Genomic DNA, 19,098 nt, shown 5'->3' on the forward strand with positions numbered 1-19,098 from the left:
ACGGCTCACGAGGGGATGGATAAAGTGCCCACGGGCCCGTCAGTGATACTTCCGACCGGGCAGCTTCGAAGTCAACGCAGACAGATACCGCCTCATAGAGGAAACACATGGATCTTTTCGAGTACCAGGCGAAAGAGCTGTTCGCCAAGCACAACGTCCCCACTTCGGCAGGCCGGGTCACCGACACCGCCGAAGGCGCCAAGGCCATCGCCGAGGAGATCGGCAAACCCGTCATGGTCAAGGCGCAGGTCAAGGTGGGCGGCCGTGGCAAGGCCGGTGGCGTCAAGTACGCCGCCACGGCCGACGACGCGTTCACCCACGCGCAGAACATCCTCGGCCTGGACATCAAGGGCCATATCGTCAAGAAGCTGCTGGTCGCGGAGGCGAGCGACATCGCCGAGGAGTACTACATCTCCTTCCTGCTCGACCGCGCCAACCGCACCTACCTCGCCATGTGCTCGGTCGAGGGCGGCATGGAGATCGAAGAGGTCGCCGCCACCAAGCCTGAGCGGCTGGCAAAGGTGCCCGTCGACGCCGTCAAGGGTGTCGACCTGGCGTTCGCGCGGTCCATCGCCGAGCAGGGCCACCTGCCCGCCGAGGTGCTCGACGCCGCCGCGGTGACCATCCAGAAGCTGTGGGAGGTCTTCGTCAAGGAGGACGCCACCCTGGTTGAGGTCAACCCGCTGGTCCGCACCCCCGACGACCAGATCCTGGCGCTGGACGGCAAGGTCACCCTGGACGCCAACGCCGACTTCCGGCAGCCCGGCCACGCCGAGTTCGAGGACAAGGACGCGACCGACCCTCTGGAGCTCAAGGCCAAGGAGAACGACCTCAACTACGTCAAGCTCGACGGTGCGGTGGGCATCATCGGCAACGGCGCGGGCCTGGTCATGTCGACGCTCGACGTCGTCGCCTACGCCGGTGAGAAGCACGGCGGCGTCAAGCCCGCCAACTTCCTCGACATCGGTGGTGGCGCCTCGGCCGAGGTGATGGCCAACGGTCTGGACGTCATCCTCAACGACAGCCAGGTCAAGAGTGTGTTCGTCAACGTCTTCGGCGGCATCACCGCGTGTGACGCGGTGGCCAACGGCATCGTCAAGGCGCTGCAGATCCTGGGTGACGAGGCCAACAAGCCGCTCGTCGTCCGCTTGGACGGCAACAACGTCGAAGAGGGCCGTCGGATCCTGGCCGAGGCCAACCATCCCCTGGTCATCCAGGCCGAGACCATGGACGCCGGTGCCGACAAGGCCGCCGAGCTGGCCAATAACTAGCGGACTTTAGGGGAAACACAGCTATGTCGATTTTTCTGAACAAAGACAGCAAGGTCATCGTCCAGGGCATCACCGGCGGCGAGGGCACCAAGCACACCGCGCTGATGCTCAAGGCCGGCACGCAGGTCGTCGGCGGCGTCAACGCCCGCAAGGCCGGCACCAAGGTTGCTCACAAGGACAAAGACGGCAACGACATCGAGCTGCCGGTGTTCGCATCGGTCGCCGAGGCCATGAAGGAGACCGGCGCTGACGTGTCGATCGCCTTCGTGCCGCCGGCCTTCTCCAAGGACGCCATCATCGAGGCCATCGACGCCGAGATCCCGCTGCTGGTCGTCATCACCGAGGGCATCCCGGTGCAGGACAGCGCGTATGCGTGGGCTTACAACCTTTCTAAGGGCGGCGACCGGGCCCCGAAGACGCGCATCATCGGCCCCAACTGCCCGGGCATCATCACCCCCGGCGAGTCGCTGGTCGGCATCACGCCGAACAACATCACCGGCAAGGGCCCGATCGGCCTGGTGTCGAAGTCCGGCACGCTGACCTACCAGATGATGTACGAGCTGCGCGATCTCGGCTTCTCCACGGCCATCGGCATCGGCGGCGACCCGGTCATCGGTACCACCCACATCGACGCCATCGAGGCGTTCGAGAAGGACCCGGAGACCAAGATCATCGTGATGATCGGCGAGATCGGTGGCGACGCCGAAGAGCGTGCGGCCGACTACATCAAGGCCAACGTCACCAAGCCGGTCGTCGGCTACGTCGCGGGCTTCACCGCTCCGGAGGGCAAGACCATGGGCCACGCCGGCGCCATCGTCTCGGGCTCGTCGGGCACCGCTGCCGCCAAGAAGGAGGCCTTGGAGGCCGCCGGTGTGAAGGTCGGCAAGACCCCGTCGGAGACCGCCGCACTGGCCCGCGCCATCCTCGAGGGCTGACTTTCCCTCGCGAGCAGACGCAAATGTCCCCGCACGCTCGGCGTGTCGGGGACATTTGTGTCTGCTCGGCAGTTAGACGCGACCACCCAGGTGCTGTGCGAGGAAGCGCTCGACGGCGTGGTACATGTCGATCTGGTTGTCGGGGTTGAGGAATCCGTGGCCTTCGTCGTCCTTGACCATGTACTCGACGGCGACCCCGCGCTCGCGTAGTGCCGCGACGAGGTTGTCGGATTCGGCTTGTACGACACGGGAGTCGTTGGCGCCCTGGACAACCAGCAGCGGAGTACGGATCTGGTCGACCTTCGTGATGGGGGAGCGGGCCAGCATATCGGCCTCCTGCTTCGGGTCATTCGGGTCGCCGACGTACATGTGCCAATTGGTGGCCAGGAACGGCCTTGCCACATTCGGCAGCGTGCGCATGAAGTTCGCGAGACTGGAGATCCCGACGTAGTCGATGGCCGCGGCGAACACATCCGGGGTGAACGTGACGCCGACGAGCGCCGCGTAACCGCCGTAGGATCCGCCGAAGATGGCCACCCGGTCGCGATCGGCGTAGCCCTGCTTGACGGCCCAGTCGACGGCATCGATCAGATCGTCGTGCATCTTGCCTGCGAACTCCCCGATCGCGGCCTTCGTGAAAGCTTTGCCGTAGCCGGTGGATCCGCGGAAGTTGACCTGCAGCACCGCATATCCGCGATTGGCCAGCATCTGCACGTCCGGCTGGTAGGCCCAGACGTCGCGTGACCACGGACCCCCGTGCACCAGCAACACCAGCGGCAGGTCCACCGGATCCACTCCGACGGGCAGCGTCAGATAGGAGTGCAGGTTCAGCCCGTCGCGCGCGGTGATGGTGACCGGTGTCATCGGGGCCAGCTGGTCAGGATCCAGATTCGGGTAGGGCCGGAACAACATTCGGCTCTCGCCCGTGGTGTGGTCGTAGAAATACGTGACGTACGGGTCGCGGTCATGCATGAAGTTGACGACCCACCGCCGCCCGCTGCTGTCGGACGAGATCACACCGAGATCGCCGTCGCCGAGCTGACTCAGATTCTCCAGTACCGCAGCGAAATCCGCGTCCAGCGCGTGGATCACCTGGCGCTCGCCGTAGTAGCGGGCCCCGACCAATTCGCCCGTGCGCTCGCTGAGGATCAGCGGGGAGGGCAGGACCATCTGGGCGGCCAGGTCCAATGACGGATGGCTGTCCACCTCGGTTTCCACGCCGGTGGCGACATCGAGGCGGGCCAGCCTGGTTCGGTCGGTGCCGTGGTTGGATCCGAGCCAGACGCCCGAGCCGTCAGGGGCGATCGCCACGGGATGGATACCGACGGGATAGTCGGTGCCGTCGTAGGTCTTGATGGGTCGCAACGACTTCGTGCCGGTATCCCATTGCGACAGTTCGACATCGCCGTCGGCGGTCAGCACCGAGGTGAAGAGGTCGCCGTGCTGGCTGCACATCCAGCCGATCACGGTGCCCGGATTCTCCGCGAGCAGCGTGAGTTCGCCGGTGGCGATGTCGAGTTCGTACGCGTCGAACAACTCCGGGTTGCGCTTGTTGAGTTGGACCATCGCCTTGCCCGGACGCCCCTTGAGGAGGTTGAAGTCCGATCGCACGCCGGGAAACGGCGTCAGATCAACCGCGGGGCTCTCGGGATGTTCAAGGTCCACGCGGAAGATGTGCCAGTTCTCGTCACCGCCCGTGTCCTGTTGGTAGAGCAACCAGCGCGCATCCTGGGTCCAGCGGTAGATGTAGACGCTGCGGGTCTCGTCGGCCGTCACACATCGCGGGTCGGGGTCCCCGTCGAGGTTCTCGATCCACACGTTGAGCCGGTTCCGCCACGGCGCGAGATAGGCGATTCTGGTGCCGTCGGGTGAGATCGTCGCGGCGGTGCGCACAGGTGGGCGGAAGAAGTCTTCGACGGTGATGAGCTCGGGTAGCGTCATGGCAGTCCCTTCGGTAGGCAGCTTTGGTCGACGGGCGAGCATGCCCGTGATGCGTATTCGGTTGTGGGATAAGGATTTACTGGGCGACTGGGCCGCCAAGGCGGCCGTTGGTGGCTTCGCGGATGGCCCGGTCCATGAGCGCGAGTGCCTCCTTCTGGCTCACCCGCTTGCCGTCGACGATGATCGCTCGACTGACGTCCTCGTCGACGACCCGGAAAGCGCCGGTGACGGCCGCCGCGCACAGGCGCACGGTGAGGTCGTCTTCCGGCAGGCCCAACCGGTCGGCGATGACCGGGATGAGCCCCCGCTCCATGCGGTCGTGGACCATCAGGTACGCAGTGCGCAGGGCGGGGTCGGATGCCGTCATGGTGGCCAACCGAATCGCGCTGAGCTCGTCCTCGATGTCCTGCGGTGACAGCGGATGCGCAATGCTGTCTGCCGCAAGGTGTTTGGACAACGACAGCTCGTGTGGCCAGCGGCGGGCGCTGGCCACGAACCGGTCTGCCGACTTTGCGAGCAGGGGTTCGACGCAACTTTCCTTGCTGCGGAAGTAGCGCCAGATCGTGCGGGTGGAGAGCCCGGCTGCTTCGGCGATGTCATCGCCACTCGTTGCGGCCACGCCCCGTTCCCAGAAGAGGGCGCAGGCAATGCGCGACACCGCCAGGCGTGCCTGGTCCTGCTTATCGCCGATTGCCCTCACCCCAATCTGTCACTTAGTGACACCTCGACTGTGTCACTAAGTGACAGATTGGTCAAGGCCTCCCTCGCGGTACTGCACCACGCGGCGCAGCAGCGGATCGCTCAGGTCGTACCACGTGGCGCGGCGGTCGCCCGCCTCCGACTTGGCGCGGACCACCCACCGAGCCGCTGTCAGCCGGCCCAACGCCGCGGACGCGGTCTGATTCGAAACACCCACGGCGGCAGCCAGATCAGACACAGTCCGAGCACCCTTGCCGCGCGCGAGTTCGACCACAAGGCGCTGCTCGCCGGTCGGCAATTGCCAGAGCCGCTGCTGGTACGCCGGTGCCAATCGGTCCAGCAGTGCGGCGATCACCGGCTCCAACGCCTGCAATGCCGGTACGTCGGCGACGTTGGCGACCATCTGCCACAAGCGCGGTGAGCCGCCGACCAGCCGCTCGATGGCGGCCAGCCGATCTTGTCCCTCGGCGGACTGGAGGTAGTCGGCGACTTCACCGGTCGGCGCGATGATCTCGGCTCCCTCGTCGATGGTCAGGTCGGGGAGTTCCTCCACGATGAACGAGCCGTACCACGGGTGAGTGCGTGACGCGACGCCCGGGAAGAGCGTTGGCGCGGTCGCGAAAAGCATGACTGCGGTAGAGGTTTCGACCCACGCCCGCAGGCTGCCCTGGCCCGCTTCGCCGATGGCCTCGAACACCCGGTCCAGGTTCTCGATCGCCACCAGGATCATTCGGCCGTCGGCCAGGTCGAGAATGGCGCGTTCCAGTCCGATGACGTCGTCACGCAGGTCCCGAGCCTCGGGCATACGCGATCGGATGAGCTCGACGAGAAGATCGCCGTAGCTTCCGATCGCGAGACTGTCCTCTGGGAGCAGCAGCGGCAGAACGTCTTTCGCTGTCTCGCTGCGGGACAGCGCACGGTGCACCACGACGTGCAACGTGTGCGTCTTGCCACTGCCGTGCGGGCCGATGAGCAGGGTGTGCGGCCGAGAGCCGTCGCGCGCCGCGTCGACGATCCGGTCGGTCAGCCGTGAGAGGAACGCCGTCCGCCCGACGGTGCGCGCGTCGAGCTCGGCCGGATCGACCGCGGCCGGAGTGAACAGCGGAATGCTCATCGCCGTCTTCTGCTCTTCGCGCAAGCGCTCATCGCCTCATCGCCAGCCACGCCGCCTGCACCAACCCCGAAGCAAAGCAATCGTCGTCGCCGACCCGGCGCAGATAGTGGTCCTGCTCGAGGCGTTCGATGAACGACACGAGTTGGTCGCGGTTGCGGATCGGGGACCCCTCGGACTGCAGCAGATGCGCTGTCGCGTCGACACTCAACGCGTCCGACGAGTGTGCGTAGATGTCGAGCAGATCGGCGATGGCGACGGCGTCGTCGCCGTAGTAGTTGCGCAGCCGGTCGCGGTAGTGCCGCAGGTCCCACGGATCGTGCGGGTCGATGATGGCCGCGCGCAACAGATGGGGTATGCGGTCCGGGTCGACCAGCCCGGCCTGCGCCGACGCCGCGACCAGGTGCTGGATGTAGTACGGCACGTTTTCGGCCGCGGCCGCGATGGATTCGGCGACGCGGTGCCGGTCGGTGGTGGCGACCTGAGCGCCCAGCAGCAGGCACTCCGCCAGATACGTGGCGTGGTCGTGGCGGATCGGCCCGACGGTGACTTTGCGGATGTCATTCACCGAGCTCAGCGCGTCCTCCGAAACATGGTGAAAGCCAATCGATCCGGACAGAACGGTGGCGAGCCGGCCCGTGTTGTCCTGCCGGAAACGTCTCAGCAGATGCAGAAACGCGTCCCCGCCGCCGGGATTCTCGCGTTCCAGGTTGCGCGCCAGCACGGTGACTTCGTCGATGAACAGCACCAGCGGTCCGCGCTCGGCGCGGGACACGGCGCGCTGCAACAGATCATCGAGGGCGGCCTCGGCCTGGGTGCGCTCGAAACGGATCGGTCCGGTGACGAAGGCGACCTTCCACCGTTCGACCTCGTGGCGCAGCGCGTTGTCGATGCGGCCGAGCTCGCCCGCCAACGCGGTGACGAATTCTGCGTAGGTTTGGCGTTCGGCGCTCACCGAGACCACCGTCAGACCCTGCCGGCGGGCGGTGTGTGCGACGAGCCGGGCAAGCGACGTCTTGCCGTGCCGCCGGTCGCCGACCAATGCGGCGCCGCCGGCAGGCAGGCTCGCGAGAATCTCCTGTTCCTCGCGGACGCGGCCGACGACGTTGGCCGGGGGCACGATGCCGCCCACCACCAGGGACATCGGGCGAACGGGCCAAGTCATGACGGAAGTCTACGCCTGAGTTGATGTACGTCATGAACGATGTACGTCGAACATGGCGTGCAAATCCACGAGACACCCACCCGAACCGTCGAATCCCAATCCGTTAGCGTGGCGAATTAACACGTGTCAGGAGGTTGTTCACAGTGGTCGATCAGCGCACCCCGGTCATCGTCGGCGTCGGGCAGTTCACCGAGCACATCGGGTCCTCCGACTACCGCGGTATGTCCTCGGTCGAGCTGGCCACCGAGGGCGCCAGAGCGGCCTTGAAAGACTGCGGAGCCGACGCGGGCATCGTGGCCCGGGCCATCGACACCGTCGCCGGGGGACGGCAGTTCGAGATCTCCAAGCCGACACCGCCTCCGTTCGGAGTGTCCGACAACTACCCGCGGTCGGTGGCGCGGCGCATCGGTGCCGAACCTGCCCGGGCTGTCCTCGAGGTCATCGGTGGGCAGGGCCCTCAGCATCTGGTCACCGAATTCGCCGGCTCGATCGCGGCGGGGCGCTGCGACGTCGTCCTGCTGTTCGGCTCGGATGCGGTGTCCACCGAGCGGTTCTTCGCCAAGCGGGACGATAAGCCCGATTTCACCGAGATCGTCGGCGGCCAGTTGGAGGACCGGGGTCTCGGATACGACGGAATCTTCGACGAATACACCATCGCCCACGGGCTGATCGGCGCGCCGGTGCAGTACGGGCTGCTGGAGAACGCGCGGCGGGCCCGGCTGGGACTCTCGGTGGACGCATACCGGCAGAGCATGGCCGAGTTGTTTGCGCCGTTCTCCAAAGTGGCTGCCAAGAACCCTTTTTCGTCGTCCCCGGTGGAACGGTCGGTCGACGAGCTGGCCACGGTCACCGACAGCAACCGGATGATCTGCGATCCGTACCCGCGGCTCATGGTGGCTCGCGATCAGGTCAACCAGGGGGCGGCGGTCCTGCTGATGTCGGTCGAATCGGCGCGCAGGCTGGGTGTGCCCGAGGAGAAGTGGGTCTACCTGCACGGCCACGCAGACATGAAAGAGCAGAAACTGCTCGAGCGGGCCGATGTCGGGGCCAGTCCCGCGTCGGTCGCGGCGGTCGGCGAGGCGCTGCGCGTGGCGGGGATCGGGCTCGATGAGGTGGCCGCATTCGACCTTTACAGCTGTTTCCCCTTCCCGGTGTTCAATATCTGCGACGGCACCGGGTTGGCCACCGACGACGAGCGTGGCCTGACCCTCACCGGCGGGCTGCCGTTCTTCGGCGGGCCGGGAAACAACTACTCGATGCACGCCATCGCCGAGGCGGTCAACGAAATGCGGGACAAGCCAGGGCAGTTCGCGCTTGTCGGGGCCAACGGTGGGATCGCGAGCAAGTACTCGGTGGGCATCTACTCGACGGCGCCTGCCGATTGGGTCGCGGACAACAGTGCTGCGCTGTGCGACGAGATCACCGGGCTGCCCAAGGTGGCGATCACCGAAAAGACCGATGGCGCAGCCACTGTCGAGACCTACACGGTGCGTTACGACTGGCAGGTCCCGACGGGCATCATCATCGGACGGATGGCTTCTGACGGTAGCCGGTTCCTCGCCACGACGAAAGACGAGGCGCTGCTGGGGCTGTTGTGCGACGGAGATCCGCTCGGCGCGTCGATCGTGGTGCGCTCCGGGGAGAAGGGCAACCGCGCGGCACTGTCATGACTGACTGTGCGATGCAGCCCATATTTCGGGGTTGCACTTTAGGCTGAGCGTATGAGCCTGGGCAGTCATCGGATGCCGCGGCCGAATTCTCGCAGTTGCCAGGCGGCGGTGGCCGCGGTTGTGGTGGTCATCGCCGCGGTCACGGCGTCGTGCACGCGAACCGTCGACGGTGTCGCCGCCGGGCCGGCAGCGGGCAAGGGTCCCGTGATCGATGGCGGCAATCTCGAATCGTTGCTGCTCACTCCCGATGTGGTTTCCGGAATCGTGGGACTGCCCAACATGGTGACGACCTCGTCGTGGATGAAGCCGGACAGCAGTGACAGCGGGGAAAGCTACGTGCCACGTGACTGTCTCGGGGCGCTGTACAGCGGGATGTTGGTGGTCTACGCAGGCAACGGCTACTCATCGATCTTCCAGACGCGCACGGGTCCCAACAAATCCAAGCCGGATGCCACCCCGACCGTCGACCAGTCGGTGTCAACGTTCGACAGCCCAGCCGAAGCCCAGAAAGCCATGAGCGAATACCTCGACACGCTGCGCAACTGTGCGGGCAAGGATTTCACCTACACCCGCATCCAGCTGACCTGGAAGCTCGGGAGCCCCACCGATGCGGGCAACGGGATCACCACACTGGAGAGCACGCTGCAAGGTGGTGACCAGGTGATCGACCGGGCGTTGGCCGTCAAGGGCAACGTGCTCGTCGAGGTGCAGACTCAGGACCGCAAGCCGTTGGCCGACGAGGTCAAGAAGATCATGGACGGGGTGCTCGACAAGATCGGCAGCTGAACCCTGTCAGACCAGCGCGGCGAGCTTGCCCGCCAGGTGTTCCACATAGCCGGCGACTTCGGCCTCGGCGCGGTCGGGCAGGCCGAAAAGCACCTCGGTCACGCCGAGTTCGCGCCAATGCGCGAGCTTGTCGGCGTCCGGTTTGAAGTCCAGCGCCACGATCTGCGGTGCGCCGTCGCGGCCGGCGTCCGACCAGGTGTCCTGCAGCAGCTTCACGGGTTCGTCGATGTTGAAATCGCGCGGCGTGGTGATCCAGCCGTCGGCCGACCTCGCGATCCACTTGAAGTTCTTCTCGGTGCCTGCTGCGCCGACCAGCACCGGGATGTGCGCCTGCACGGGTTTGGGCCACGCCCAGGAGGGGCCGAAGTTCACGAATTCGCCCTCGTAGGAGGCTTCTTCCTCGGTCCACAGCGCACGCATGGCTTCCAGGTATTCGCGCAGCATGGTCCGCCGACGGGCCGGCGGAACGTTGTGATCGGCGAGTTCGTCTGTGTTCCAACCGAATCCGACTCCGAGACTGACCCGGCCGCCGGACAGGTGATCGAGGGTCGCGATGGACTTGGCCAGGGTGATGGGATCGTGCTCGACCGGCAGCGCGACGGCCGTCGACAGCCGCACGCGCGAGGTCACCGCACACGCCGTGCCCAGTGAAACCCACGGATCCAGGGTGCGCATGTAGCGGTCATCGGGCAGTGACTCGTCACCCGTGGTCGGATGCGCGGCCTCGCGCTTGACCGGGATGTGCGTGTGTTCGGGCACGTAGAACGTGGTGAAACCGTGGTCGTCGGCGAGTTTGGCGGCCTTCGCCGGGGCGATGCCGCGGTCGCTGGTGAAGAGAACGAGCCCGTAGTCCATGCCAGAATTAGAACGTGTTCTAGTCCGAAGGGCAAGGCCGGGGTATGGCGGCGCCATGAAAAGTTCAGCGCGAGTGTTACCCGTGACCGCCGGCGCGATGTTTGCTGGTATCGAACGCCATGACGACCGAACGCATTGCCGACCACGTCAAGTTCGCCTACTGGGTGCCCAATGTCAGTGGCGGGCTGGTGACCAGCGACATCGAACAGCGCACCGACTGGAATTACGACTACAACGCCAAACTGGCGCAGACCGCGGAGAACAACGGGTTCGAGTACGCCCTGAGCCAGGTGCGCTACGAGGCCAGCTACGGTGCCGAGTTCCAGCATGAATCGACCAGTTTCAGCCTCGCGTTGTTGCTGGCAACCCAGCGGCTCAAGGTCATCGCCGCGGTTCATCCCGGGCTGTGGCAACCGGCCGTGCTGGCCAAACTCGGGGCGACCGCCGACCATCTGTCCGGTGGCAGGTTCGCGGTCAACGTGGTCTCGGGCTGGTTCAAGGACGAGTTCACCCACCTGGGCGAACCGTGGCTCGAGCATGACGAGCGCTACCGCCGCAGCGCCGAATTCCTGCAGGTGCTGCGCAAGATCTGGACCGAGGACGACGTCGATTTCCGCGGCGACTTCTACCGCATCCACGACTTCACCCTCAAGCCCAAGCCGCTCAACACCGCCGAGCGTCCCAACCCGGAGTTGTTCCAGGGCGGCAACTCCACCGCGGCTCGGCGCAACGGCGGCTACTACGCCGACTGGTACTTCTCCAACGGCAAGGATTTCGACGGGGTGACCGAGCAGGTCGTCGAGGTGCGCGACCACGCCCGGGACGCGAACCGGGAAGTGCGGTTCGGGCTCAACGGCTTCATCATTGCCCGAGACACAGAGAAGGAAGCGAAGGAGACGTTGAAGGAGATCATCGCGAAGGCCAACAAACCCGCGGTGGAAGGGTTCCACAACGCCGTGCAGCAGGCCGGGAATTCGACCGGCGACAAGAAGGGGATGTGGGCAGACTCCAGCTTCGAGGACCTGGTCCAGTACAACGACGGATTCCGTACTCAGCTAATCGGTACGCCCGAGCAGATCGCGGAACGCATTGCCGCGTACCGCAAACGCGGCGTCGACCTGATCCTCTGCGGATTCCTGCATTTCCAAGAAGAAATCGAGTATTTCGGCGCCAAGGTGTTGCCGCTGGTGCGCGAAATCGAGGCGGCCGAACAGGATTCGGTCGATGCTCCTGTTCTGGTATCGGCTTGAGATCGGAATGACACCCGGAGCGTGTGCCACCCACACCTCCGGGTGCGCTAGCGTGGAAGATCGAAGCACTCAGGCGGTCGTGATGATGCCCGCGTGAACGCGCTACGCGACGCCCGACCAGCACAGGAGAGGTTCCATGTCCTATCCGCCCAGTAGCCCCGGATACCCGCCCACCTCGCCGTACGGTGCGCCGCAGCAGCAGCCCGGGCGGCCCGCTGCCCCTGCCGCAGCAGCCGCGCCTGCGGGTGAGAACCCGTTGCCCACCTATCTGCTCGGCGGCGTCGCCGGCCTCGGGGTGGTGGCCTATCTGCTGAGTTTCGTCGGTCTCACCGAGACCTCCACGGGCGGCTTCTCGTTGGTCTCCCACGGTGAGTGGGACATCTACGCTGCCCTGCTCGCGGCCCTCGTGGCCGGGGTGAGTCTGCTGCCGAAGCAGAAGAAGCGCGCCGCGCTGGTGGCAGTGCTGTCCACGTTCGGGTTCCTGCTGGTCATCCGCAACGTCATCGCGGCCCTCGACACAGTGACCTGGGCGTACTGGGTGGTTCTCGGTCTCACTCTGGTGCAGACCGGTCTTGCTTTGTGGGCGGTGCTGCTGGAGTCCGGCATCATCGCACCGCCGGCGCCCAAGCCGCAGTACGAGCCGCAGGCCCCGCAGTACGGCCAGTACGGCGGCCCGCAGCAGTACTACGGCCAGCAGAGCCAGCCACAGCACAGCGCCCAGCCCTACCAGCAGGCCCCGCCGCAGCAGCAGCGCCCGGGCTACCCGTCGCAGTACGGCGGCGGCTACCCCAGCGGTCCCAACACGGGCGGATTCCAGGCTCAGCAGAACCCTCAGGGCGGTCCCCAGAGCGGTCCCGCGGGTGGCCACAACGGCCCGCCGACCCCGCCGACCGGTTTTCCCGCGTTCGGGCAGCCGCAGCAGCAACAGCCGTCGTCGAGCAGCTCGAACGCGTCTGCGCCGACCACCCAGGTTCCGACGCAGCAACCGACGCAGCACTCGTCCTCACAGCAATCCGGCCCCTCACAGTCGTAAGCTGGTCCGCGCGTGCGCAACCCGCGCACGCGTGATCATCTGCGAGGAGCGGCCAACCCCGTGAGCAACCGGCCAGCCGGCACACGCCAGGCGCGTGAACTGCTTCGGGTCGCATTCGGTCCGTCCGTCGTGGCGTTGGTGGTCATCGCCGCTGTCACCCTTCTGCAGCTGCTGATCGCCAACAGCGACATGACCGGCGCGTTCGGTGCGATCGCCAGCATGTGGCTCGGGGTGCACCAGGTTCCGGTGTCCATCGGCGGTCGGGTGCTCGGGGTGATGCCGCTGCTGCCGGTGTTGTTGATGGTGTGGGGCACGGCGCGCACCACGGCGGCCGCCACAGCGCCCAACTCCTCCTGGTTCGTCACCCGCTGGGTGGTGGCCTCGGCGCTGGGCGGTCCTGTGCTGATCGCCGCGGTCATGCTTGCCGTCATCCACGACGCGGCATCAGTGCTCACCGAGCTGCAGACCCCGAGCGCGCTGCGAGCCTTCACCGGAGTGCTCGCCGTGCACGCGCTCGGTGCGGTGCTCGGTGTCGGATCGAAGGTCGGCCGCCGCACCCTGCGCCAGTCGCCGTTGCCGAACTGGCTGCCCGACGCGTTGCGCGCGGCCATGGCGGGGGTGCTCGCGCTGGTCGGGCTGTCCGGCGCGGTCACCGCGGCCTCGCTGGTCGTGCACTGGGGCACCATGCACGACCTCTACGCCATCACCGACACCGTGCTCGGCCAGCTCAGCCTGACCCTGCTGGCCATCCTCTACATCCCCAATGTGATCGTCGGGACGGCCGCCATCGCGGTCGGTTCGAGCGCCCACGTGGGGTTGGCGACGTTCAGTTCGTTCACCGTCTTCGGCGGCGACATCCCCGCGGTCCCGGTGCTGGCCGCGCTGCCCACGCCGCCGCTCGGGCCCGTGTGGGTGGCGCTGCTGATCGTCGGGGCCGCATCGGGGGTGGCGCTCGGGCAGCAGTGTGCGCGACGGCCGCTGACCCTGCTGCCCGCGGTGGCCAAGCTCGGCGTGGCATCGGTGGTCGCGGCGCTGGCGATGGCGCTGCTGGCGTACGCCGCGGGCGGTCGGCTGGGCAATTTCGGTGACGTCGGGGTGGACCAGTCGACGTTCGGACCTGCGGTGTTCCTGTGGTTCGCCGGCATCGGCGGGCTGACGGTGGCGATGTCCGGTGGCATCGCCCGCAGGCCCAGGCGGGTCGCCGAGCCGGCACCCGAACCCCTGGTGTTCGACGACGACGAACCGCTGGACGAGCCGGACGAGCCGGAGGATCGCGAGACTGACATCGAGCCCGAGTATCAGCGCGGCTACCGCGGTGGTGACGAGGAACCGCCGCTCGACGTCGAGGAAGTCGACGCCCCCGATGAGGAGCCCATCGTGGCGTGGTCGAGTGGCGACGCCGCCGCTGACACCGACCGCTCCGGCCACTACCCGGAGGATCCCGAGGAGCACTTCATCGCCGATCATGACGTGACCGGCGATCCGCCCCACGACAGAGCCGACTAGGCTGCTGCGCGTGCAGCAACCGCTACATGTGCCCCCGAGTGCGCCCGCACGCCTGGTCGTGTTGGCTTCGGGCACCGGATCACTGCTGGCGTCGCTACTGGCAGCCGCCGTCGACGATTACCCGGCCCGGGTGGTGGCGGTCGGAACGGACCGTGCCTGCGCAGCACTCGACATCGCAGCAGCCGCCGGCGTGAAGTCCTACACGGTCCGCTTGGGTGACCATCCCGACCGGGCCGAGTGGGACCAGGCGTTGACCGCCGCTACCGAGGCCCATGAACCCGATCTGGTGGTATCCGCCGGATTCATGAAAATCCTTGGACCACAGTTCCTTTCGCGCTTCAACGGCAGGGTGGTCAATACCCATCCGGCATTGCTGCCGAGCTTCCCGGGCGCACACGCGGTGCCCGACGCACTGACCTACGGCGTACGGGTGACCGGCTGCACGGTGCATCTGGTCGACGCCGGGGTGGACACCGGGCCGATCCTCGCCCAGCAGGCCGTTGAGGTGCGCGACGAGGACACCGAAGAGACATTGCACGAGCGCATCAAGGTCGTCGAGCGACGACTCTTGGTGGACGTGCTGGCCGCGCTGGCAACCCGCGGCGTGACCTGGACCGGACGAAAGGCGACCATAGGATGAGCGACAAGCGACCGATCCGGCGCGCATTGATCAGCGTGTACGACAAGACCGGCCTCGCCGACCTGGCGCGCGGCCTGCACGAGGCCGGGGTGAGCATCGTCTCCACCGGTTCGACGGCGAAAACCATTGCCTCGGCCGGTGTTCCGGTCACCCCGGTCGAAGAGGTGACAGGTTTCCCCGAGGTGCTCGACGGCCGGGTGAAGACCCTGCATCCGCGGGTGCACGCGGGCCTGCTGGCCGACACCCGCAAGCCGGAACACCTTGCCGCCCTTCAAGAACTGAACGTCGAAGCGTTCGAGCTCGTGGTGGTCAACCTCTACCCGTTCACCGAGACCGTGGAATCCGGTGCGTCGGTCGACGAATGCGTCGAGCAGATCGACATCGGCGGACCGTCGATGGTGCGGGCCGCGGCGAAGAACCACCCGAGTGTCGCCGTGGTGGTGGACCCGCTGGGTTACGACGGGGTGCTGGCCGCCGTGCGGGCCGGGGGTTTCACCCTTGACGAGCGAAAGCGCCTGGCGTCCTTGGCGTTCCGGCACACCGCCGAATACGACGTCGCGGTGGCCGGCTGGATGGCCTCGACGCTGGCTCCGGAAGAGCCCGCGCAACCGCTGCCGGCCTGGTTCGCGGGCACCTGGCACCGCAGCGCGGTGTTGCGGTACGGCGAGAACCCGCATCAGCAGGCCGCCGTCTACCGCGACGATTCCGCGTGGCCGGGCCTCGCGCAGGCTGAGCAGCTACACGGCAAAGAGATGTCGTACAACAACTACACCGACGCCGACGCGGCGTGGCGGGCGGCGTTCGACCACGAAGAGATCTGCGTCGCGATCATCAAGCACGCCAACCCGTGTGGCATCGCGATCTCGTCGGTCTCGGTGGCCGACGCGCACCGCAAGGCCCACGAGTGCGATCCGCTCAGCGCGTTCGGCGGCGTCATCGCGTCGAACACCGAGGTCAGCGTCGAGATGGCGGAGACCGTCGCCGACATCTTCACCGAGGTCATCATCGCGCCGGCATACGAGCCCGGTGCGGTGGAAGTGCTTGCGCGCAAGAAGAACATCCGCATCCTGGTCGCGTCAGAGCCTTTGGTCGGAGGCATCGAGATGCGCCCGATCAGTGGCGGGTTGCTCCTGCAGGACCGCGACGCGCTTGACGCCGAAGGCGACGACCCCAACAACTGGACGCTGGCCACCGGCAATCCCGCCGACGAGCAGACATTGACCGACCTGGCCTTCGCGTGGCGGGCGTGCCGGGCGGTCAAATCCAACGCGATCGTGGTGGCCAAGGACGGCGCCACCGTCGGCGTCGGCATGGGACAGGTCAACCGGGTCGATGCGGCGGCGCTGGCCGTGCAGCGCGCGGGGGACCGGGTGGTGGGCGCGGTTGCGGCCTCCGATGCGTTCTTCCCGTTCCCCGACGGGCTCGAGACGCTGGCACAGGCCGGTGTGCGGGCCATCGTGCATCCGGGCGGGTCCATGCGCGACGACGTGGTCACCGAAGCGGCCGCCAAGGCCGGCATCAGCCTGTACCTCACTGGTGCACGGCATTTCGCACACTAATATTGACGACCATGGCGACTGCGTCGAAGAAGGCCGTTGCGCTGGCGGCTGCGGCGCTGGTGTTGACGTCGTGTACGCATCTGGTCGACGGTCATCCGGTGGCCTCTCAAGACCTGCTGGCGGCCGCGAAAACCGGGGAGCTCAAATGCAACCCGGTTGACGCGCCGCTGGTCACGGTGCCCCGGGTGGATGCCGACGAGCCCACCATCAGGATTCCGCAGCCTCCCGGCTGGGAGCGGGTGGAAGGCCGCGACACCGATCTGCTGCGCTACACGATGAGTAACGCGAGCCTGCAGAACGGCAATTTCAAGCCGACCATCGTGATCGCGCTGGAAAGTGTCGCCGATGCGATGACGCCCGACGAGGTGTTCGCCGCACAGCGCAAGTCGATTGGGACGCTTGGCGTGCCCGAGAGCGCCATGAAGGTCGACAACATCACCATCTGCGGGCTGCCGGCGCAGACCGTGAATTACCAGATACCGCAGATGGGTGTGCTGCAGCCGCACCCGGCCATCGCGCTGTTCGTGGCCTACCGCAGTGAACTGCGCACGTACTGCGCAGGATTGACGGTGCAGACCACGGCCCCTGACAACCTGACGTACAAGCGTGACTCCGAGATGATGGTGTCGGGCTTTCAGGTGCTGCCGGTCAAGAACCCCTAGCCGGCGTCAGGCGCTGACTTCGTCCTGCGCCTCGGCCGTCACGAATTCGATGAACGACGTGATCTCGTCGACGGCTCGACGGGCGTCTGGGTTAACGTCGAAGCTGAGCTGGAACATGTGCATTGCCCGTTCCCACACCTGAACCCACACGGGAATCCCGTCTGCGGTGAGCCGGTCGGCCAGGGCGAAGGCGTCGTTGAGCAGCATTTCGTGGGTGCCGACCTGAAGCAGGAATGGCCCAAGGCCGTGCAGGTCGGCTTCCGGTGGCATGACGGGGGTGGGCCGGGTGCCGTTGACGGTCGCGAACACGTCGTAGATGAACTTGACCGTCATGAATGGGAACATCACATCCCGATGTTGTTGCAGCGCACGGTATTTGAGCTGCATGTCCGACGAGGTCAACGGCGAGAGCAGCACCTGACCGGCAGGCGGCACCAGGCCGGCGTCGCGGGCGGCGATGGCGGTGTCGGCCGCGATCAGCCCGCCTGCCGAATCACCGGCCAGCACAATGCGATTGGGCTGGTAGCCCAGTGAGAGCACGTACCGGTAGGCGTCGAGGCCGTCGGCGACCGCCTCCTCGATGCCTGCCTGCGGGGCAAGTCGGTAGCCCACGTTCAACACGCGGGCGCCGGTGCTGGCCGACAGTTTCGAGACGAACCGTCGGTGTGAGTTCAGCCCGAGCGTCACCAGCGCCGAGCCGTGCATGTACACGATCACCTGCTCGGAATCGAGCGCTTGACCCGCGTCGCTCGTCGCGCGCGCAGCAGGTGCCACCACCCACTCCGCCGGACAATTGGGTAGCGCAACCGGCGTCACCTCGGTACCCGGCAGCGCCGGGACGACGCGCAGCGGGCGGTCGATCACGTCGAGATGAGCGCGTTGCAGCAGCGCCGGTGCGACGCGATTGACGGCTAGGCCGATCAGCGTCAACAGGCCCAGCAACGGTCGGAAGAATATCGCCGACCCCACGCCGAGGGCTCTGGACTGCCAGGCGGCTGGTCCGAAGTGCGCTGTTGTCGGCCGAGAATGCCAATCTAGCGAATTCACGATACCGAGGGTATCGGGTAACTCCGTTCAGGCAAAAACGCGACGTCGGCTCAGGGCATCACGATGGTGGCCTGAGCATCGATGACCTTGTTGATGTCGGTCAGCGAGCTCATGTCGCGGTACAGCGAGTCGGCGTTGATCTGCAGCACGAACGCCCCACCCGGGATCGGCATCGTCACCGTCTTCTGGGTGATCGCTCGGCGCCGGCCGTCCTTGACGTAGGAGCCGCCGAGGGACACCGACGGGAATCCGTTGAGATTGCCGCGGGTGACCCCGCCGACCGGCTCGTACTCCGCGAGGTTCTGCAGTTCGTTCGGCGCGAACTCGAGCAGCTTGTTGGTGTCGACGTCACCGACGAGCTTGGAGATCAACGAGATCACCGACGGCGGATCCGTCGGGGTCACGCTGTCGTTGACGATCGCCGAATAGGCCCACGCCGGAGTGCGGTTGCCCGCGTCGGTCCACGGCGGCGGGGTGGGCATGGTGAACACCGGTGCGCCGGGGTCGGCGCGGTGAATGGGCGTTTCGGCGATCTTGTTGTCGCGGATGTAGTCGGCGATGGTGTACGAGTGGCCGGGCGGCTGCGGGGGCGTGGAGGCCGTCGTCGTCGGGCTCGTGGACGCCGCGGCTGTGGTGGTCTGCGGCCCGGGAGGAACCTCGTCGCCACCCGAGGTCACCGCCAGCGTGACACCGCCGACGATCAGGACGACCGCAGCGACTGCGCCCGCGATCAGCAGGCCTTTGCGTTTGCCACCCGACTTCTTCACCGGTGCCACGTACGGCAGCGGCGGCGGGCCGAAGTTGGTCGCGGGCGCAGGCATCGGAGGATTGGTCGGTGGTTTGCGGGGAGGCTCTGCGACGGACCACGACGAGGTGAAGACCGGGGGCTCCGACGGCGGTGTGGGCCGCGGCGCCGGTGCGCTCGACGGATTCGACGGGGACGTCGGCCGCGGCGGCGGGGGCATGGG

At 66.6% G+C, this 19,098-nt stretch carries 17 protein-coding genes; 10 read left to right on the forward strand and 7 right to left on the reverse strand.

The genetic code is table 11. The features are described from left to right. Positions 1 to 107 precede the first annotated feature (107 nt). Positions 108 to 1,271, forward strand: coding sequence for an ADP-forming succinate--CoA ligase subunit beta (gene sucC, locus A5784_RS08185; RefSeq protein WP_064944110.1), 1,164 nt, complete (start codon positions 108 to 110; stop codon positions 1,269 to 1,271). 23 nt (positions 1,272 to 1,294) lie between these two features. Continuing rightward, the gene (gene sucD, locus A5784_RS08190) at positions 1,295 to 2,206 is read left to right on the forward strand and encodes a succinate--CoA ligase subunit alpha (protein WP_064944112.1); all 912 of its coding nucleotides are present in this window, start codon (positions 1,295 to 1,297) and stop codon (positions 2,204 to 2,206) included. Positions 2,207 to 2,278: 72 nt separating this feature from the next. On the opposite strand, the gene A5784_RS08195 is transcribed toward sucD, so the two are convergent. From A5784_RS08195 to A5784_RS08210, 4 genes are all read right to left on the reverse strand, one after another. After that, positions 2,279 to 4,147: a S9 family peptidase gene (locus A5784_RS08195; protein ID WP_064944114.1), complete on the reverse strand. Its 1,869-nt coding sequence runs from the start codon at positions 4,145 to 4,147 to the stop codon at positions 2,279 to 2,281. A 76-nt stretch (positions 4,148 to 4,223) separates the two neighbouring features. Continuing rightward, a complete protein-coding gene (locus A5784_RS08200) occupies positions 4,224 to 4,838 on the reverse strand; it encodes a TetR/AcrR family transcriptional regulator (RefSeq protein WP_197514665.1) in 615 nt (204 codons plus the stop codon). 45 nt (positions 4,839 to 4,883) lie between these two features. Further along, positions 4,884 to 5,960: a MarR family transcriptional regulator gene (locus A5784_RS08205; RefSeq protein WP_064944116.1), complete on the reverse strand. Its 1,077-nt coding sequence runs from the start codon at positions 5,958 to 5,960 to the stop codon at positions 4,884 to 4,886. A gap of 28 nt (positions 5,961 to 5,988) precedes the next feature. After that, on the reverse strand, positions 5,989 to 7,101 hold the full coding sequence (locus A5784_RS08210; protein ID WP_064944118.1) for an ATP-binding protein: 1,113 nt from the start codon (positions 7,099 to 7,101) through the stop codon (positions 5,989 to 5,991). Between the two features lie 164 nt (positions 7,102 to 7,265). On the opposite strand from A5784_RS08210, the gene A5784_RS08215 reads away from it, so the two are divergent. After that, a complete protein-coding gene (locus A5784_RS08215; protein WP_064944120.1) occupies positions 7,266 to 8,792 on the forward strand; it encodes an acetyl-CoA acetyltransferase in 1,527 nt (508 codons plus the stop codon). A 51-nt stretch (positions 8,793 to 8,843) separates the two neighbouring features. After that, positions 8,844 to 9,578 carry a sensor domain-containing protein gene (locus A5784_RS08220; RefSeq protein ID WP_082944715.1) on the forward strand — a complete coding sequence of 245 codons (735 nt, stop codon included), beginning with the start codon at positions 8,844 to 8,846 and terminating at the stop codon, positions 9,576 to 9,578. A 6-nt stretch (positions 9,579 to 9,584) separates the two neighbouring features. Here the strand turns inward: A5784_RS08220 and A5784_RS08225 are convergent, their stop codons facing one another. After that, positions 9,585 to 10,433, reverse strand: a complete 849-nt coding sequence (locus A5784_RS08225; protein WP_064944124.1) for an LLM class F420-dependent oxidoreductase — start codon at positions 10,431 to 10,433, stop codon at positions 9,585 to 9,587. A 119-nt stretch (positions 10,434 to 10,552) separates the two neighbouring features. On the opposite strand from A5784_RS08225, the gene sfnG reads away from it, so the two are divergent. From sfnG to A5784_RS08255, 6 genes are all read left to right on the forward strand, one after another. After that, a complete protein-coding gene (sfnG, locus tag A5784_RS08230) occupies positions 10,553 to 11,683 on the forward strand; it encodes a dimethylsulfone monooxygenase SfnG (protein ID WP_064944126.1) in 1,131 nt (376 codons plus the stop codon). Between the two features lie 136 nt (positions 11,684 to 11,819). Beyond that, positions 11,820 to 12,716 (forward strand): DUF5336 domain-containing protein, encoded by an 897-nt coding sequence (locus A5784_RS08235; RefSeq protein WP_064944128.1) that lies wholly within the window; start codon positions 11,820 to 11,822, stop codon positions 12,714 to 12,716. A gap of 60 nt (positions 12,717 to 12,776) precedes the next feature. Beyond that, positions 12,777 to 14,222, forward strand: a complete 1,446-nt coding sequence (locus tag A5784_RS08240) for a cell division protein PerM (protein ID WP_064944157.1) — start codon at positions 12,777 to 12,779, stop codon at positions 14,220 to 14,222. Positions 14,223 to 14,232: 10 nt separating this feature from the next. After that, positions 14,233 to 14,862, forward strand: a complete 630-nt coding sequence (gene purN / locus A5784_RS08245; protein WP_064944130.1) for a phosphoribosylglycinamide formyltransferase — start codon at positions 14,233 to 14,235, stop codon at positions 14,860 to 14,862. Beyond that, positions 14,859 to 16,421 (forward strand): bifunctional phosphoribosylaminoimidazolecarboxamide formyltransferase/IMP cyclohydrolase, encoded by a 1,563-nt coding sequence (gene purH, locus A5784_RS08250; RefSeq protein ID WP_064944132.1) that lies wholly within the window; start codon positions 14,859 to 14,861, stop codon positions 16,419 to 16,421. The genes purN and purH overlap by 4 nt, the downstream gene beginning before the upstream one ends. Positions 16,422 to 16,432: 11 nt before the next feature. Further along, complete coding sequence (locus A5784_RS08255; protein ID WP_064944134.1) at positions 16,433 to 17,083, forward strand: hypothetical protein; 651 nt, start codon at positions 16,433 to 16,435, stop codon at positions 17,081 to 17,083. A gap of 6 nt (positions 17,084 to 17,089) precedes the next feature. Here A5784_RS08255 and A5784_RS08260 read toward each other — a convergent pair whose 3' ends face one another. Together A5784_RS08260 and A5784_RS08265 are read right to left on the reverse strand one after the other, a co-directional pair. Continuing rightward, the gene (locus tag A5784_RS08260) at positions 17,090 to 18,130 is read right to left on the reverse strand and encodes an alpha/beta hydrolase (protein ID WP_064944136.1); all 1,041 of its coding nucleotides are present in this window, start codon (positions 18,128 to 18,130) and stop codon (positions 17,090 to 17,092) included. A gap of 50 nt (positions 18,131 to 18,180) precedes the next feature. Further along, complete coding sequence (locus tag A5784_RS08265) at positions 18,181 to 18,951, reverse strand: LpqN/LpqT family lipoprotein (RefSeq protein ID WP_232005982.1); 771 nt, start codon at positions 18,949 to 18,951, stop codon at positions 18,181 to 18,183. Positions 18,952 to 19,098: the final 147 nt, after the last annotated feature.

It is taken from the genome of Mycobacterium sp. 852013-50091_SCH5140682 (genome assembly GCF_001665685.1).
Lineage (GTDB): Bacteria > Actinomycetota > Actinomycetes > Mycobacteriales > Mycobacteriaceae > Mycobacterium.

Excerpts from the sequence above, each read along its gene's own strand:
- A5784_RS08220 (WP_082944715.1), top strand. The coding sequence starts at position 8,844 with ATGAGCCTGGGCAGTCATCGGATGCCGCGGCCGAATTCTCGCAGTTGC.
- A5784_RS08265 (WP_232005982.1), bottom strand. The coding sequence starts at position 18,951 with ATGCCTGCGCCCGCGACCAACTTCGGCCCGCCGCCGCTGCCGTACGTG.
- A5784_RS08205 (WP_064944116.1), bottom strand. The coding sequence starts at position 5,960 with ATGAGCATTCCGCTGTTCACTCCGGCCGCGGTCGATCCGGCCGAGCTC.
- A5784_RS08210 (WP_064944118.1), bottom strand. The coding sequence starts at position 7,101 with ATGTCCCTGGTGGTGGGCGGCATCGTGCCCCCGGCCAACGTCGTCGGC.
- A5784_RS08255 (WP_064944134.1), top strand. The coding sequence starts at position 16,433 with ATGGCGACTGCGTCGAAGAAGGCCGTTGCGCTGGCGGCTGCGGCGCTG.
- sucC (WP_064944110.1), top strand. The coding sequence starts at position 108 with ATGGATCTTTTCGAGTACCAGGCGAAAGAGCTGTTCGCCAAGCACAAC.
- A5784_RS08195 (WP_064944114.1), bottom strand. The coding sequence starts at position 4,147 with ATGACGCTACCCGAGCTCATCACCGTCGAAGACTTCTTCCGCCCACCT.
- purH (WP_064944132.1), top strand. The coding sequence starts at position 14,859 with ATGAGCGACAAGCGACCGATCCGGCGCGCATTGATCAGCGTGTACGAC.
- A5784_RS08225 (WP_064944124.1), bottom strand. The coding sequence starts at position 10,433 with ATGGACTACGGGCTCGTTCTCTTCACCAGCGACCGCGGCATCGCCCCG.
- A5784_RS08235 (WP_064944128.1), top strand. The coding sequence starts at position 11,820 with ATGTCCTATCCGCCCAGTAGCCCCGGATACCCGCCCACCTCGCCGTAC.
- sfnG (WP_064944126.1), top strand. The coding sequence starts at position 10,553 with ATGACGACCGAACGCATTGCCGACCACGTCAAGTTCGCCTACTGGGTG.
- sucD (WP_064944112.1), top strand. The coding sequence starts at position 1,295 with ATGTCGATTTTTCTGAACAAAGACAGCAAGGTCATCGTCCAGGGCATC.